This is a genomic window from Clostridium aquiflavi (assembly GCF_031344075.1).
GTDB classification, from domain to species: Bacteria; Bacillota; Clostridia; order Clostridiales; family Clostridiaceae; genus Clostridium; species Clostridium aquiflavi.
In genome coordinates, this window is record NZ_JAVJAN010000001.1 from 24,405 (window position 1) to 42,571 (window position 18,167).

Here is an 18,167-nt window from a genome sequence, read left to right on the forward strand (position 1 = left end):
AATCACTTTGAAACCTTAAATATGCCTGCCTTTGTTGTAATTTCTATATTTTTATTTTCTTCAATATATTTTTCTAAATACTTTGTAAATTCTTCTCTTTTTTTTCCTATAAGTATTGAATTTCCTTGAATTGTTGATGCTTTATATGATACAACGGGCTCTGCTTTATCTACTATTATCTTTCCTTCTAATATCTCTGATTCAATATTATTAAAATATTTCTTTAGCATTTTTTCTCCGTTTTCTAAATCAAATCTAGAGGAAAGACCATTATTATTAATATCTAAATTAGGATCAAATTTTTCAGCTAATTTATTTAATTCAATCATAGAATTACATGAATTAGTGGTTACGTAAAAAATACCATTTGGTTTTAAAACTCTTTTTATTTCACTTAATGCCTTTTCTATATCAGTAACAAAATAAAGCATATGTTCTGCAATAACAACGTCAAAACTTTCATCATCATAAGGAATATCTTCTGCATTTATCTTTTTATACTTGAACTTATAATCTAAATTTTCCAAATTATTTTTAGCGCACTTTAACATATTGGGAGAAAAATCAGATAAAATAATTTCAGAATTTTTATCTATAAAATCCTGATTTTTTATCCATAGCTTTCCTACTCCACACCCTAATTCCAATATTTTTGAACCTTCAGTCAAGTTCATTTTTTGAAAACACCATTTATCCCAATCAATCTTATTTGTATTATAACTATGAAGAGTGGTTCTCAAATTCAAATTTTTATCGCTATTATACTGCTCCTTTATACTATTTTGCATATTTGTTATTTTTATAATGTTTACTAAGTTATTGACATCTAAAAAACCTTTTTGTTTTGCAGTGTTTTCAGCATTATTAAATATTTCTATAACAGAATCTATATGTCTTTTCTTTTCTTCTAAAGCCCTTTTTTGGATTTTTACCATGCTCTCTAAATTTTCTCCGCTTTCATTTAATATATGGGCTATCTCACTTAATGATATTCCAATAAACTTTAGAGTAGTTATTTGTTGAAGCCTTAAAAAATCATCTTCACAATAAATTCTGTAACCAACTTCTGTTTTTTCAGATGGTTTAAGAAGTCCTATTTTATCGTAATGCAAAAGTGTTTTTACAGTGACTCCAGACCTTTTAGCAAACTCCCCTATTTTCAAAATTACCCCTCCAATTCATTAATGAAATTATATAAACATGTTTTGCTAAAATGTTTATATATACATAAGAAAAGTGGACTGAGTAATTGAACTTAGGAATACTAAAATGACTATAGTCCCATTTTTGCTTGCTCCCAATATAAAATTGAGACAAGCAGTAAATGTGACAATACTCATTAAGAATTCTCAAAGCTCAATTACAATGCCACTTTACCTATTGTATATATAAACATAACTCTAAAACAAATGTGTATAAAATCTCAAAAATTGTGTATCTTAAATTGTACTAACTATAAAAAGTAGCATATAATAGTTTTCACTAAATATGCTACTTTCAATTATTTATATGTTATTAATATTTTAGCATAAACTAAATATATCAAAATTATTTTTTATATAAAGCTTATACTAAAAACTTTATATTGCAATTTAAATTTTAAATTACTATATTAATTCTTTAATAACTTTTACAACTTCTCTTGCTACATATTCTGCATCTTCTAAAGATAATTTTGTGTATACAGGAAGAGAAATTTCATTTTCATATTGTGCATAAGCATTTGGATAATCTTTTATATCATATCCAAGGTTTTTATAAAGTGTTAGCATTGGAAGTGGCTTATAATGAACGTTTGTTGCTATTCCCTTTTCTGCTAATCTGCTTATTGCTTCATTTCTCTTGGCTTCATTAAATCCTTTAACTCTATAAAGATATAAATGATAAGAAGTTTCTGTACCATTATCATCTTTAGTAAATGGTATTATTGAAAAATCTTCTTTTGATAATATATTATTATATACCTTAAAGATAGCTCTTCTCTTTTCTAATAGCTTTTCGTATCTCTTAAGTTGAACTAAACCTATTGCAGCACTTATATCTGTCATATTACATTTTAATCCATCATTAATGATGTCATATTCCCATGCTCCAGCTTTAAGCTTTGTTAATGCATCTTTTGATTGACCATGCATAGCTGTAAATCTCATGTATTTTTGTAAATCTTCATGATTTTCAAAGTTATTATCATTGAAAGTAACTGCTCCACCTTCTGCTGTAGTTAAATTCTTAACTGCATGGAATGAGAAAGAATGGAAGTTACATTGAGATCCAACTCTTTCGCCCTTGTATTTAGCTCCAAATGAATGTGCTGAATCACAAAGTATTATTATATCTTCTCTATTTTTTTCTTTTAAAACTTTTTTAAGTTCATCATAATCAAAAGGTACTCCGGCAATATCAACTGGCATAATTACCTTTGTTTTCTCAGTTATCTTTTCTGCTACTTTATCTATATCCATTTCAAATGTATCTTTTTTTACATCAACATATACTGGCTTAATTCCTCTATGTACAGAAACACTTGAAGTAGCAGTATAAGTATAAGGAGTAGTTATAACTTCATCTCCTTCTTTTATATCAAAAACCTTAAGAACTAATTCCATAGCAGCTGTTGCACTATTTAATGCTAAAGCCTTATTAACCTTACAATATTCTTGTATTCCTTCTTCAAATTTAGCAAGTTGAGGTCCTGATGTTATCCATCCTGATCTTAAAACATCACAAACTGCCTCAATTTCTTCTTCAGTTATATCTGGTGGTGAAAAAGGTATATTCTTTATTTTAGTCATTAAAATTCATTCCTCTCTTAATATGAAAATTTTTTAAATATCTATCTATTAGTATAAGAGTAATTTCTTAATTAAAATCTGCTTTTTTTAATTAATGATACTACTTTTTATTTTTATCATTCCTAAACAAATTTATCTCTAGTAATTTTTTATTAATAATTTAACATCCTATACTAAGTATTTCCTACTTCAATATTTATTATAAACTCCTACCTAAGGTATGAGTCAATAGTAATATTTAATTAGATTTAAATTCTTTGTAATTATAATATTATATACTAACGTTTTTTTAAATAAGTTGTGTTTTAAATGAGTGTTAATATATGCAATGAGCAAATTGGCATTGTAATTGGATTTTGAGAATCCTTTATGAGTATTGTCACATTTACTGCTTGTCTCAATTTTACATTGAGAGCAAGCTAAAATGGGACTATATTCATTTTAGTATTCCTAAATTCAATTACTTAGTCCAATATGCTTATGCATATATTAACACTCTTCAAACATAAATTTACTTATTCATTGATATATAGAGGCATCTATGCAATAAGAACTCTATTTCTTTTTTTAGTCTTATTAGTTCTTCTCCGCTAATATCTTCTAACTTCTTTTCATCTTCTTTAAATTCTTCATTTAATGCATCAAATAAAGACATTATCTCTTCTTTATTAGTTTCTCGTAAAGAATCTAAATATCTTCTTATAGATATTTCTACGTCTTCCGCCCAATTATCTATAGCTTTTAATGAAATCTCATTTATCTTCTTTTGCCATGTCAATGAATCATATAAGTAAAATACAGATTCAGTAAAAACAGTTAGATACTTAGTAATAGCCTTTATTGATGAGGCTTTTATTGCTTTTAATAAATGTTTCAAATTTTCATGTGTATGTTTATATGATTTAGTATCTACTATATTACCTAATTTATTTAAATTTATATCTTCTGGATTGCTTATACTATCTTTGTCTTCTTTTGCAGTTGCTTTTCTAAACATTTCTCCAGTTGCTTGTTGTATCTCATCTCCTATGTGTTGCTTTAATACACCTTCCATAACTTCTGTGTAAGATGGAATACTTACTTTTATCTTTTCTTCTAATTTAGATATGGCTTCTTTTAATATATCTTCAATATTTTTATCTAAAAGTATTATTTCACTTTCAATATCTCTCATTAAAGTTTCTGTTTCTTCATTTATTAAATTTGGAACATAATAATTTTGCATTAATGTATATGTCTCTTCTTTTTTAGTCCATTTGCTTTCATCATGAACATATTCAGTAATTTTATTTTTTACATCTATTGCAGATTTATCTATAAGTTTAACTGAACTTACTTTTATTTTTGTAAATCCCCTATCTATAGTAGTTAATATTTCATGCTTTTTATCTAAAAATTCTCCTAGTATATTTAATCGTTCTTCTATACCTTCTTTTTTAGATTCTATATTAGCAACCTTAGAGTTAATCTTTATATTACATTCATTTAATATATAATCTTGATAATTTTTCAAACTATTAGCAAGTTCCTCTTTTTTATCATCATCATTAACTCTTTCATATACATATTCCCAAAGCATAGATGTATCAGGATGTTTTTCTTTATTACTTTCTATAAAGAATGTCTTTGCATCTTTTTTAATACATTTATTAACACTTTTTTTGATTTCCAATATTCTCTTATTATCTTCTGACATATCTTTTGGACACATATTAATTGCTAAAATAACTTCTACATCTTCACTTATTATTTCTCCAACATATTTTAAAAATTGAAAATCATCATCACCAATTCCAACTTTATAAGATACTACATATATAATAAAATCACTTTGTGGAATAAAGCTTTTTAATGATTCCTCATGATATTCTACAAGTGAACCATAACCTGGAGTATCAAAAATTCTCATTCCATTATATTTAGAATTATTAGCTTTTCCAACATATTTAAGCTTATGTAAATCCTTATTATAATTTACTAGTAACTTATCAAAGATATCTTTATCTATAACTTGTGTACTCGAATCCTTATTTACAGCTATTAATTTTTCTTCATCTTCATCAGATATAACAACTTCAGTAACAACTCCAGTTGTTGGCTTAACACTTTCTAATAAAATTTTATCTTTAAATAATCCATTTATTAATGTACTTTTTCCTGAGCTTGTCTCTCCTAGCATAACAACATAATGTGAAGGATTCATTATTTTATCTTTAACTAAAAAATTCTTTTCAGTAATATCATCATTTCCTAAAGTTTTAACAATTGAATCAATACTCTTTTGTCTACTTATACATCTTTCAAAATTATTCATATATTCATCCCCTTGCTTTAAATAATTTGACTATATTTTAAAATATATGTTTATATATTCAATATGTAAAATGGCATTGTAATTAGATTTTGAGAATACTTAATAAGTATTGTCCATTTTACTGCTTGTCTCAATTTTATATTGGGAACAAGCTAAAAAGGGACTATAGTTATTTTAGTATTCCTAAGTTTAATTACTCCGCCCACTTTACTTATGAATATATAAACATATCTGCTCTAAAACATACTAACTGCTTTAAATTAATCCTACATCTTCTTTGACTTCATTTAATATTTTTAAATCATCTTCAAATTCTAATATATTATTTTCACTATAGGCATAGTCATATTGTTTCTCTATACTTTGAATATCATCTTTAAAGCTATTTTCTAAATTCTTTCTTAGCTCTTTTATTGAATCATCCATATCTTGTTGTTTTGCTCTTAAATCATCAAGTATTTCTTCTTTTAAATAGTTTTCTAAATCTTCAACCATAGGCTCTAAATCCCTTAATGTATAATTTGCTCTATTTTCTACTATTTCCTTACGAACAAAATCACCTATCAAAGAAAATGCCATTCCAATTCCCATTCCAACAAGTATTCCAAGAGGACCTCCTAATGTTCCTACAGTTCCAAGTGTCCCTATTAGTCCGCCAGATACCCCTAACAATGATGGTAGCGATTTTTCAAATTTAAATTCACTTTCTTTATTAAAAAATGATATGTTTTCATATTGACCATAAAAGCCCTTTATTGTTATACCATTTAATTCTTTGTTAAGGTTTTTTATTAATTCACTTGTTTTATCTAATACTTCATCCATAATATCATTTATAGCTTTATCCGATGATTCTTTATATATTAAACTTAGTCTTTCTCCATCTACAATCCCTCTATTTATTATGGCTTTTAAATTAGCTCTTAAATTTGTTATTTTTTCTTTTATAATACTTGAAGCATAATCGATAATCTTTTCCATTTCTTCATATGCATAAGCTCTAATTCTTCTAAAATTCTTTTTATTATCTAAAAGTATAGCTTTTATTTCTTTAATCTTTTCTTCTTTATTTAAATCATTTTGTTTTTTTTCATTTAAACATAATGTCTTATATTCTTCTATTTTATCATTAATATTTTCTAATGCTCCTACTATTTTTGAATTTAAAGACTTTTCTAAACCTATATTATATTCTTTAGATACATTTTCTATATTTTCTATAACATTTAATATACCTGAGTCTTCATAAAGTGTGTTATCTCTAGTAAATTTACCTTTTACCGCTTCATAAACATTAACCACATTTACATTAATTTCTTTGCTTTCGTTATGTTCCGCACAAATACTATTTAAAACATATTCATTATGCTCTTTTGCATCAAGTGCGTCTTCATCACTTTCATCATTCCACTTATTTTGAACAAAAATTGTATTTGACAATTTAGGCCATAAGGCATTTATAAAATTTCTTTCAGTTCTTGTAATTGGAGGGTTTGTCCTCAACATAAATATTCCAGAAACCAATTTATTTACATAGTCTAATGTAGTTCTTTGATTTTCAGGTGTTAAACTGCCCACACCTGGAAGATCAACAAGTACTACATTATTGTTTAATACATCGTTTTTATTATATAAGATTATCTTAGATACCTTAAGCTCATTTGCCATATTATAATCATTATGAACATATTTCTCTAAATCACATAATTTTATTTCTTTACATTCTTTATCTAAAAAATGTACTATAGCTTTTTCAGTATCTTCTCCATATCTTACTTCAACAGGTACACAAGTTGTTTCATCAACATCTGTTGGCAATATATTCTCTTCCATTAAAATAGAATTAAGAAAACTACTTTTTCCAGCACCTTGAATACCTAATACAGGTATTATTATTTCTTTTTCATTTAAGTTGTCAATAAAATGATTAAAATAATCTATATAATTTACAGCATTATCTTTATTAAGATATTTCTCTAATAAAAAATTAAATCTAGAATCATTTATTAAATCTACATATTTCATTAAATATTATCTCCTCTTTCCAAAAATCCTTGCAAAGAATGATCTATTTCCCCATTCAACTTCTTCTTGTATATTGCTCATTTTCTTATTTAATTTAATTTCCATATCATTTATAAGATTCATTACTTCATATTTTTCTAACATTTTTTCATGTACTGTATCTAATTTTTCTATAGCTTCACAGCTATTATTTATATTAATCTTAATAGCCTCTTCTAATAAGCTTACTTTTGTTCCAACTTCATCAATATTAATTTCTTCTATCTTATTTATTATTTCTTCTTTATTATTTCCAGAATTCTTAACCATTTTAACTCCTAAAATAGCTAATTTATCTTCTAACGATTCTATATTTAAATCATTTATTTTCTTTTCTATTGTGCCAACACCCTCTGATAATTTAACTTCTAACTGCTTATCTGAATCTTCAACACGATCTTTTAACTTTTCTAGAGTTATAGCAATTCTGTTTAAACCACCATTTAAAAGCTTATTATGTTCTTCAGCAATTTCTTCTACACATTTTGAAATTTTTGATATATTACCACTTATTTCTTCTATTTTTTCTTCTATATCTTCATTACCTTCTCCAAGTTCATCTTTTAATATATTGATTTTCTTTTCAAGAGGTTTTAAGTTTTCTTTAAGTTCATCATTTATATTTTTAGATATCCTTGATAAAGACTCTATCATGTCTTGTTGCAATTCATCCATCATATTTTTTGTAACTTCATCACATTGTATTAGTAAAGATTTTTTGTCCATTTCTTTGCTCCTTAGTTTTTATAATATTACTTTAAAAAATAGCTCAATATTTCTTCTAATGTTTGTTTTTCTTCATTACCGCGAGATAATATATTTCCAAACAACTTAGTTTTTATATCTTTATATTGACTTAATAAAAATCCATCATTTTCTTGCCCCTCTATTAATGCTAAATTGTAAATAGGATTTTTAGAATTAACTAATACATAGCCAATCTTAGAATTATTTATTCTATTTTTAATTTTTTTCTTAAACGAATAAGTGGCTGTAAGTATTTCTTTTATATTATTAGCATTTATAAATTCTCTACTAGAATCTATAACTAAATTTATCATAATATTATTCTTTAAAACTATATTTTTAAGATTAATATTTTCAAGTATTTGCTTTTCTGAACTACCTATTTGAATTCCATTGAAAAGTAAGTACATATTGTATTCTTTTGAAGAGTTAATATTTAGTATTTTATTTGTTTCTACTTTATTTTGAGATAATTCATATATTATAGTTATATTATTTAAAGTGTATATTCCTTGTTTCTTTATAATTTCAAGTTCTTCATCATTTAAATACAAATCATACATTCTAGAAATAAATTTAGATGCAGCCTCTAAATCCCAAGTCCAAAATATTTGATGAGTTTCTTTTTTAGATATAGATAAAACTTTTTCTTCTATGTAATTACTTATCATTGAATAGCTTTTCTTAAATATTTCATTACTTAATTTATAAAGATTGTAAGAAACATTGGTTAATTCTATTTCCTCTATATTCAGATTTTTATCTTCATTTTTATTTTCTATTTCTTCATCTAATGTTAAAGCTGCTTCTTCTACATTATTATATTTATTTTTCAGCTTATTTCTTATAATCTTTAAGTCCTTTATAACATTATCTATATCATAAAGTTCTATATTTTGCTCTTTCTTCTTTTTAAACTCTTCTTCTATCTTACTTATCTCACTATAGAAGAGGCTTAATGAATTACTATACTGTTCGCTCCAATCATAAAGTATACTCATATATTTTCTACTACTTTCATTGCATACTTTTTTAACCATAAGTATAGTAGCCTCTTTATCTACTACTTTTTCATCATATTCTTGCTTTTCATATCCCCAGTCAGTTTCAAATATATCTGATAAGATTCTCTTTCCTACATTAAAGAAACCATCTTTTTTTATAAGTTTTACTTTCTCTTCGTATTTGTGCTTAACATATATATCTTCACTTTCCATACTAGGTAATGAATATGAGAATCTAATATCAATATTCAGTTTTTCGTATATTTCCTTTTTCTTTTCTTCGCACTCTCTTACAATGCCTAAAATTTGATTTTCTATCTTTTTACTCTTATTATTTATATTTTCTACTATATCTGAATAGCTACTTATTTCTTTTGAATCCGACTCGTTTATTTCTTCTATTGTATTAAGTGTTACCTTATCTATAAGATTAATTTTAGATGTTATTTTATCTCTAGATACTCTAAAATCATAATTAAGATCATCAATATCATTAAGTATTTCTTTTATATAACTTGTATCTTCTAAATTGCTTCCATCTATGATTTCTTTATCAGTATCAATTATATTGCCAATTCTTTCAACAATACTCCCTTGCCTTTGAATATTTAGTTTTGGGGTAATATTTTCAACACACCTATATATAGACTTTATAAAATCTTCAAGATTAGATTCATTATATAAATTATTGTTATTTTTTATTCTTCCATTTAAAGCATTTAAAGAAGAAATTTGAATAATATCAAACTTTTTATTGCTTGTTGCTTTTTCTAATAATATTTCTGCTCTTTTTTTATGCTTGTCTAATATGATACATTTATTTTCTTCAACAATGCCATATTTACCTATCTTTTCCTCTATTGAATCTATCATATTTTGAACTAATATTATTTGCTTCTTTTTATCATTTACTATTTTTATTTTTTCTAAATTAATTTGGTCGCTATTAGCTTTAACAGTAGTTAAAAATACACAAATATCTATTGTTGGTAATAGAATCTCCAAAGTTAACTTTTCATGCATTTCTAAATTATAAGCATCTAGACCTGGACTATCTATTAACTGAATATTGTCATCTAATAAAAAGTTAGGTGATTTTATATCAATCTGAGCTACATTAAACTTATTATTAGAATTTCTATTTTCATCAGCATACTTAGATATAACTTCCATATTTAAATTAGTATCATCATAAACTTCTGGAGATTTATCTTTAAAGTATATAGTAGCCTGTCTTTTTTCGCCTTTAGACACTGTTATTATTATACTTGAGCTTGGCAAAATAGCTACTGGTAATAGCTTTTCCCCTAGCAATGAATTTACTAATGTTGATTTCCCACTGCTTGTTATTCCCATAATAGCAATTCTTATTATATTACTTTTTATTTGTTTTTTACGTTGCTTTAACCATTCAACATCATTACTGTATCTATTTCTTCTGTATTCATTTTGTTCTAATATATTTTTTATATCTTCAATTGTATCTAATATATAGTTATCTTTATTCATAATTTTCTCCATCTTTTATGCTAATTCATGTTATGTATTCATAAATAATCATTTACTGTTATATTACCACAATTGACTAAATTTATCTAATTTCTATTTACAAAAAATCATTAAATTAACTGTGAAACATTATATTTTTCTATGTTTTTACATTTTACATATATTTTAGAGGAATTGTTAGATAGACCTGTTATCTTTTCTTATTATTTCTTTAATTATTAAGATAAATTACTAATTAATTTCTCATCATAAGTTTAGTTTTTCATATTATTAAAAAAGAAATAAACTAGTTAAATATACTATTAATCTTGTTTTTTGATTATTAACATTTTTAGATGTAAAAAAATACTATAATAGCATAAAAATAAGCCATGCCTTAAGTAAATGTATATATTATAAGTTGTTTTTATAATATATACATTTTCAAAGCATAGCCTAGTTTTTTTGATCCTTACATTTTATAATATTGTTAATATTTTAGAATAAGTTATATTTCTACAATTACTGGTAATATCATAGGCTTTCTTTTCATTGTAGTATATACAAAACTATCTACTTCTCTTCTTATTCTATTTTTAATTTCTGCCCATTGTGTTATATTATCGTCTAAACATTTTTCTACAACTTTTGTAACTATACGTCTTACATTGTTAATTAAATCTTCAGAATTTCTAACATATACAAAACCTCTTGACACTATATCTGGTCCTGATAATATTACCTTATTTCTTCTATCTATTGCTACTACTACAGTTATAATTCCATCTTCAGCTAAATTTTTTCTATCTCGCAAGACCATATTTCCCACATCGCCAATTCCAAGACCATCTATAAGAACTCTTCCAGATGGCACTTTTCCAATAACTTTTCCCTTGTTTTTTGATAATTCAAATACATCACCTGTATCTAATATAAATATATTCTCTTCTTTAAGCCCCATACTTTTAGCAATTTTAGCATGAGTAATCAAATGTTTATATTCACCATGTACAGGAATAAAGAATTTAGGTTTTAACAAGCTTTGAATCACTCTAAGTTCTTGTTCACATGCATGACCTGAGACATGTATGTCTTCTATTGTTTTATATATTACATTAGCACCTTTTTCAGTCAAGTCATTTATTAAATTTGATACAGCTTTCTCGTTTCCTGGTATTGGAGATGCTGAAATTATAACCACATCTCCCTTTTGTATTTCTATATATTTATGAGTTGACGCTGCTATTCTAGAAAGAGCTGCCATTGATTCACCTTGACTACCTGTTGTCACAATAGTAATTTGGTCATTTGGACAATTCTTTATTTCATCTAATGATACTATCATTTCTTTAGGTATAGATAAATATCCTAAATTCATTGCAATCTCTGATATTTTCTCCATACTTCTACCACTAAAAGCTATCTTTCTTTTATTTTTTATAGAACAATCGCTGATTTGTTGAAGTCTATGAACATTTGATGCAAATGTAGATACAATAACTCTTCCGGTTGCTTTACTAAAAAGATTATCTAGTGTTTCTCCAACTGTCTTTTCTGACATTGTATATCCTTTATGCAATGCATTTGTGCTATCTGCCATCAATAATAATACACCTTTTCTGCCTAGTTCTGCATATCTTTGAAGATTTATTACATGACCATCTATTGGAGTAAAGTCAACCTTAAAATCTCCACTGTGTACAATAATTCCCATTGGTGTATGCAATGCTATAGAACAAGCATCAGGAATACTATGATTGGTTCTAATAAATTCGATATTAAAATTCTTTAATTTTATAGTTTCACCAATTTCAACAAGATTTAATTTACAATCATTTAACATATGATGTTCTTCTAGTTTACTTTCAATTAATGCTAATGTTAATTTGGGTGCATATACTGGAACATTAATTTGTTGTAATACATACGGTATTCCACCTATATGATCTTCATGACCATGAGTTATAAAAAAGGCTTTTACCTTATTTTTATTTCTTATTAAATATGTAACATCAGGAATTATGATGTCAATTCCATAAAGATCTTCATCCGGGAATGCTAAACCACAATCTATAACAATTATTTCATCACCATATTCAAATGCTGTAATATTCTTTCCTATTTCTCCAAGTCCACCTAATGGAATTATTTTTAATTTCGCCTTATTTTTTAGTGAAACCTTCTTTGGTTTGTAACTCTTTAAATTTTTAGTTTCTTTTTTAGTTTCTATAGTGTTTTCCACATTTTCACTCCTCATTTACTTTCATCTCTTATTTTAAGTATGTACATATACAATTAAATATATAACTTTAAATTTAAGTTATTCATTTGCAGTACAATAATATATTTTTTATTTAAGTTAATACTATTTTTTCTATTCCATTATTAATCGGAAATATCTTTCAACAACTTTATAGTATGGTTGATACTATTATAGTCGGTAGATTTTTAGGCATCCAGTCTCTTGCTGCTGTTGGAGCAACAGGATCTATTTTCTTTTTAATAATAGGATTTATAGTAGGACTTGCCAGCGGATTTTCTGTTATTGTTTCTCAAAAATTTGGTGCTAATGATGATGAAGGTGTAAGAAATTCCGTTGCAACATCAATAATTTTATGTTTTATAATAACTATAATAATAACCACTTTAAGTCTTTTATTTTCTAAATCACTATTAAGGCTGTTAAATATCCCAGAAGATATTATAAATAGTGCTAATGCTTATATAAGTGTTATCTATGCAAGAATTGGAGATAGATTTATTCCTATGATGGCTGGCGTTGCTTAAATTATTAGTAAGAGTTATTGTTGCATTTACATTGCCTGCTATAATTGTGTATACTGGTATATGTTTAGCTAGCCCAATAGCATGGATTGCAGCATGTATTCCTTTGGCAATAAAATATTATAAAACCATAGACAAGATGAGTATTAATGATTTAAATTTTTTAAAAACAAAATCAACAGAACTTCTTGGATAAAAAACAATGTATTAAAAATATTCCTTGGATAAAATAAATATTCCAAGGAATTTTATTTTATATACTGATCTACTAGATCACAATATTATTATACTTATATTCTTCATTATTCACTTCAAATAACATTTCTATAATTTTACTTTATATTAAGATTATAACTCATTCATTTTTATATTAATACATCTTAATTGTTAAATTTTAATTAAACTAAAAAAACAAGTCTTGTTTAAGTAAAAGTTAAAATATATTTCTTTTCAAACAAAACCTTGATTTTTTAATTATATTACTTATTCTGAAATTCCACTTTCCTCAAACTTTTTTGTAAACTTTTCTAATAGTTTATTTATAGGCTTCTTTAAAAATACTGCAATTAAAATAGAAGCACCTCCATAAATTAACAATATTATTATATCTTTTGTTAATACTTCTCCTACTACTCCACCAATTGCTTCTCTTGCAAAAGATATAGCATATGTAAATGGTAAATAAGGATGTATCATTTGAAAAAATTTTGGGGTTAATTCTATTGGAAATGTTCCTCCTGATCCACCTATTTGTAATACTAATAATACTATTCCTATAACTTTTCCAACATTTCCAAAAACAGAAACTGCCGAATAAAGTATTGATACAAATACAGCACTAGTAAATAACATTCCTAGGACTAATAACATAGGATTTAAACAATATATTTTTAATAAATATAAGTCTCCCATAACTACTATAAGTGATTGAATTAGTGCTACAGTCATAAATAGCATTAACTTACCAAAATATATTTCCCAAAATTTATATTCTCCATGAGTATTAACAGTTAAAATTGAAAGCAACAATAATAATCCAACCCATAAAGATAATACACTATAAAACGGTGTCATAGCACTTCCATAGTTGCCCATTGGATACAGTTCTCTTGTTTCAAGATTTACAGGAGTAGTTAAAAAATCCGTTCTTTCTTGAACATCTTCTTTTAATAAGTCTATTAATTCTTTTAAACTCTGTTCGTCTGTTACATTTTTCATTTTATCTGTTATTTCATTTATTATTCTTTCTGCTTCTGGAAGTTTTTCTTTAACAAAAGTTATTCCTTCTATTCCTTTGTCTGCCCCTTTATAAGCAGTGTTTAATATGCCTTCAACATTAGATAATCTTTTTTCAGCTTCTTCTATTATTGTTAATGTATTTTCAGCAACTTTAAATGCACTGTCAAATATATTATTTATTTGTGGAAGTATTTCTGTGTCAAACTTTAAATATATATCTTCACTTGTTGATGCAATATTATCTGCTAATGTTTTTATATTGTTTAATAAACTTAAATCTACAGTATTTCCAGCATCTAAAGAATCTCTTATACTTTGAAGTGAATTTTGAATTTTATAAATATTTTCTTGTAGCGTTTCAAGCTTATTTACAATTTCATTTAGGGGCTTAGTAGAACTAATATTATTTAGTACTTTTAGAAACCTCAATACTGAATCATTTACTTTTTCTAAACTCTTTACCTTATTTATTAAATTATTAATCATTTCTGGTGCTTTCTCTGTTCCAGAGTTTATAGCATCTATAATACTATTTGTATATGATGAAATATCTTTACTTATTTCTGAAACTAATCTAATATCTTCTTTAATTGTTGGTGACATATCATTTAATCCACTCTTAGATACAGAAATAAAACTTTCTACCTCACTACTTAAGCTCTTAGCGTTATTTAATGTTTCATAAATTAAAGGTATATCTTCCTGTATTTCTTTAACTAACTCTTTAATTTTAACTACACCATTATAAGCTAAATCAGTTGCTTCATTTATTTCTCCAAACCTACTTCTAATTTCTTCTAACATATTATATACATTAGATATTTTAGGTATTTGATCTTCTAATTCAATCCCCACATCTCTTGATGCCGTAAGTAATGAATTACTAACTGTTTCAATTACACTCTTTGTAACATTTTCTTGAACTCCTGAAGCACCCTTATCAGTTAATTTAGGAGCAACTGCATTTATTTTTTCATTAACAGTATAAATTATAGTTCCTTTTTTAATATCACTAGTTATTATTGAAGTCATATCTTTTGAAAAGTCTTCTGGAATTGTTATTGTAGCATAATATTTCCCCTTTTTAATAGCTTCATCGGCTTCCTCTTCACTAACAAATTGCCAACCTAATAAATTATTTTCTTTTAATCCATTAATAACTTCATCGCCTAAGATTATATAATTTTCCAATATATATGCACCTTTATCCTTATTTACAACACCAATTTTAATTTTACTTGTAGCTTCTTGTGAATATGGATCCCACGATGCTGCTATATTAAACCAAGCATATAAGGATGGTAGTAAACATAAAGCCATTATTACAATAAGTGCAGATGAGTTGGTAATTATATTTCTTATATCTCTTTTATAAATACTAAATATGTTTTTCATATTATGCTGCTACTTATACTCTATACAAGTAGCTCTCCTTTCCATAACAAATAACATTCTTAAGTATATTATTAGGATATTTTCAAAAATTTATTAGTTATTTATTATAAAAGAGACAATAATTCCAAGGTTAATAAAAACAGACTACAACAATAAAATAAATATAGATATTTTCAGATGCGTATATATAAGAATAGACAGAATTTCTTTAAGATTGTGACTAAAGAAAAAATTTAGAAAGTAAAATAGAAAGTAAGCTTAAATATAAAAAAATTGGCTCTGTCTTAAATCAATATTGACATATGCAATATGTAAAGCGGCATTGTAATTGTACTTTGAGAATTGTTAAGTGAGATTCAAAATTTTATATTTTGTTTCTCGAACTTATTCAGCGACTATATATGAGTCTAGTTTCTTTTGATATTCATATTTACTGCTTGTCTCAATTTTATATTGGAAACAAGCTGAAATTGGACTATACTCATTTTTAGTATTCCTAAGTTCAATTACTAAGTCCGACTTTGCTTATGTATATATCAATAATAGATAAAACAGAGCCAATAAATACTTTATTTATTCATGCCTTCATAATCTTTTAAGAATTTTTCAATTCCTGCGTCTGTAAGCGGATGCTTGATCATTTGCATAATAACATTGTATGGAATTGTTGCTATATCAGATCCTGCTTTAGCACAGTCTAATACATGAATTGGATTTCTAACACTTGCAGATATAATTTCAGTATCTATTCCATGAACTGCAAATATTTCAGATATATCTTCTATTAATGTAATACCTGTACTTCCAATATCATCTAATCTTCCTAAGAATGGACTTACATAGCTTGCACCAGCTCTTGCTGCAAGTAATGCTTGTACTGCTGAAAAAATTAATGTTACATTTGTTTTTATTCCTTCTTTATGAAGAATATTTACTGCTTTTAATCCTTCTGCACACATAGGAATTTTTATCACCATGTTTTTGTGAATTTTAGCTATTTCACGTGCTTCTTTAACCATTCCTTCACATTCCATTGAAATAACTTCTCCACTTATTGGACCATCAACAATGCTTGTGATTTCCTTAATCACTTCTTTAAAGTCTCTTCCTTCTTTTGCTATAAGTGAAGGATTTGTAGTAACACCACAAATAACTCCTAACTCATTAGCTTTTTTTATTTCTTCAATATTGGCTGTATCAACAAAAATTTTCATCGATTAATCCTCCTAATCTTTTCTTACTTTATTTATTCTATAATTAGTATACATAATCCTTCAACTTTTAAAGTTAACGATTACTTTAGAACAAAATCGCTAAGGCGACTTTAGAGCCCTCGATTTTTTTAGCCATGCACCCTTTCCAAACGCAGTGCAGGAATAATGGTGCGGCATATGATTATTTTTTATTCTTTAGGTGTACTCATCATACCTTTAAAAAACAGTATCCTAAAAATTATACACAAATTTCTTAATAATATAAATTCCTAAAGAATAAAATATAACGTTTGCACTTACTTAAATAAATATTCTAAGTTTTAGATGAAATATTACTCCATCTAAAACTTAGAACTTTAATTTTTTATAAAGAAACTATTGTATCAAGAGCAACTTCCATCATTGCTTTGAATGTTGTTTGTCTTTCTTCTGCACTTGTTACTTCACCTGTTATAAAGTGATCACTTACTGTTAATAAAGTTAATGCATTAACTTTATGTTTAGCTGCTATTGTATATAATGCTGCTGTTTCCATTTCAACTCCTAAGCAACCGAAATCAGCCCATTTCTTCCAATCTTCATTATCATCTCCATAGAATATATCTGAACTATATACACTACCTACTTTAGGTTCAAATCCTTTTTGTACTGCTATATCATAAGCAGGTTTTAATAAATCAAAACTTGCTGTTGGCGCATAAGTTCTACCTTGGAATCTTACTAAGTTAAGATTTGAATCTGTTGAAGTTGACATTGCAATTATAAGATCTCTTATTTTAACTCTTTCATGGTAACCACCACAAGTTCCAACTCTTATAAGGTTTTTAACTCCGTAGCTTTCTATTAATTCAGTAGAATATATAGACATTGATGGGATACCCATTCCGGTTCCTTGCACTGATATTCTCTTACCTTTATATGTTCCTGTAAATCCATACATTCCTCTAACTTCATTGTAGCAAACTACATCTTCTAAAAAGTTTTCTGCTATAAATTTAGCTCTTAAAGGATCTCCTGGTAATAATACGCTTTCTGCTATAGCGCCTTCTGGTGCATTAATATGAATACTCATTGTGTCTTACCTCCGCTTATTATAATTTAATTAATTGTTATGTTTTTTAATTTG

General features: G+C 26.0%; 12 protein-coding genes. 2 read left to right on the forward strand and 10 right to left on the reverse strand.

The features are described 5' to 3' along the window. Positions 1-2: 2 nt before the first annotated feature. From RGC78_RS00105 to RGC78_RS00135, 7 genes are all read right to left on the reverse strand, one after another. Positions 3-1,163, reverse strand: a complete 1,161-nt coding sequence (locus RGC78_RS00105) for a MerR family transcriptional regulator (RefSeq protein WP_309555717.1) — start codon at positions 1,161-1,163, stop codon at positions 3-5. Between the two features lie 444 nt (positions 1,164-1,607). Beyond that, a complete protein-coding gene (locus tag RGC78_RS00110) occupies positions 1,608-2,792 on the reverse strand; it encodes a DegT/DnrJ/EryC1/StrS family aminotransferase (RefSeq protein WP_252214077.1) in 1,185 nt (394 codons plus the stop codon). Between the two features lie 511 nt (positions 2,793-3,303). Next, positions 3,304-5,106: a dynamin family protein gene (locus tag RGC78_RS00115; RefSeq protein WP_309555718.1), complete on the reverse strand. Its 1,803-nt coding sequence runs from the start codon at positions 5,104-5,106 to the stop codon at positions 3,304-3,306. 255 nt (positions 5,107-5,361) lie between these two features. Beyond that, a complete protein-coding gene (locus RGC78_RS00120; protein WP_252214079.1) occupies positions 5,362-7,131 on the reverse strand; it encodes a dynamin family protein in 1,770 nt (589 codons plus the stop codon). 6 nt (positions 7,132-7,137) lie between these two features. Then, on the reverse strand, positions 7,138-7,896 hold the full coding sequence (locus RGC78_RS00125; protein WP_252214080.1) for a viral A-type inclusion protein: 759 nt from the start codon (positions 7,894-7,896) through the stop codon (positions 7,138-7,140). Positions 7,897-7,922: 26 nt separating this feature from the next. Beyond that, a complete protein-coding gene (locus tag RGC78_RS00130) occupies positions 7,923-10,430 on the reverse strand; it encodes a dynamin family protein (RefSeq protein WP_309555720.1) in 2,508 nt (835 codons plus the stop codon). A 487-nt stretch (positions 10,431-10,917) separates the two neighbouring features. After that, entirely contained in the window at positions 10,918-12,558 is a 1,641-nt protein-coding gene (locus RGC78_RS00135; RefSeq protein WP_309555744.1) for a ribonuclease J, read from the reverse strand. A 269-nt stretch (positions 12,559-12,827) separates the two neighbouring features. Here RGC78_RS00135 and RGC78_RS00140 point away from each other — a divergent pair, with 269 nt between their 5' ends. Next, positions 12,828-13,196, forward strand: a complete 369-nt coding sequence (locus tag RGC78_RS00140; RefSeq protein ID WP_309555721.1) for an MATE family efflux transporter — start codon at positions 12,828-12,830, stop codon at positions 13,194-13,196. Next, positions 13,189-13,389 carry a hypothetical protein gene (locus RGC78_RS00145; protein ID WP_252225179.1) on the forward strand — a complete coding sequence of 67 codons (201 nt, stop codon included), beginning with the start codon at positions 13,189-13,191 and terminating at the stop codon, positions 13,387-13,389. Before RGC78_RS00140 ends, RGC78_RS00145 begins: the two co-directional genes overlap by 8 nt. Positions 13,390-13,676: 287 nt before the next feature. Here the strand turns inward: RGC78_RS00145 and RGC78_RS00150 are convergent, their stop codons facing one another. From RGC78_RS00150 to deoD, 3 genes are all read right to left on the reverse strand, one after another. Further along, on the reverse strand, positions 13,677-15,827 hold the full coding sequence (locus RGC78_RS00150; RefSeq protein ID WP_309555724.1) for a YhgE/Pip domain-containing protein: 2,151 nt from the start codon (positions 15,825-15,827) through the stop codon (positions 13,677-13,679). 569 nt (positions 15,828-16,396) lie between these two features. After that, entirely contained in the window at positions 16,397-17,041 is a 645-nt protein-coding gene (fsa, locus tag RGC78_RS00155) for a fructose-6-phosphate aldolase (protein ID WP_252214088.1), read from the reverse strand. A gap of 364 nt (positions 17,042-17,405) precedes the next feature. Continuing rightward, a complete protein-coding gene (deoD, locus tag RGC78_RS00160; protein ID WP_252214089.1) occupies positions 17,406-18,113 on the reverse strand; it encodes a purine-nucleoside phosphorylase in 708 nt (235 codons plus the stop codon). Positions 18,114-18,167 lie beyond the last annotated feature (54 nt).

What these genes read in the sequence shown, in the direction of transcription:
- fsa (WP_252214088.1), bottom strand. Translation starts at nt 17,041, where the DNA reads ATGAAAATTTTTGTTGATACAGCCAATATTGAAGAAATAAAAAAAGCT.
- RGC78_RS00110 (WP_252214077.1), bottom strand. Translation starts at nt 2,792, where the DNA reads ATGACTAAAATAAAGAATATACCTTTTTCACCACCAGATATAACTGAA.
- RGC78_RS00115 (WP_309555718.1), bottom strand. Translation starts at nt 5,106, where the DNA reads ATGAATAATTTTGAAAGATGTATAAGTAGACAAAAGAGTATTGATTCA.
- RGC78_RS00130 (WP_309555720.1), bottom strand. Translation starts at nt 10,430, where the DNA reads ATGAATAAAGATAACTATATATTAGATACAATTGAAGATATAAAAAAT.
- RGC78_RS00140 (WP_309555721.1), top strand. Translation starts at nt 12,828, where the DNA reads ATGGTTGATACTATTATAGTCGGTAGATTTTTAGGCATCCAGTCTCTT.
- RGC78_RS00120 (WP_252214079.1), bottom strand. Translation starts at nt 7,131, where the DNA reads ATGAAATATGTAGATTTAATAAATGATTCTAGATTTAATTTTTTATTA.
- RGC78_RS00150 (WP_309555724.1), bottom strand. Translation starts at nt 15,827, where the DNA reads ATGAAAAACATATTTAGTATTTATAAAAGAGATATAAGAAATATAATT.
- RGC78_RS00125 (WP_252214080.1), bottom strand. Translation starts at nt 7,896, where the DNA reads ATGGACAAAAAATCTTTACTAATACAATGTGATGAAGTTACAAAAAAT.
- deoD (WP_252214089.1), bottom strand. Translation starts at nt 18,113, where the DNA reads ATGAGTATTCATATTAATGCACCAGAAGGCGCTATAGCAGAAAGCGTA.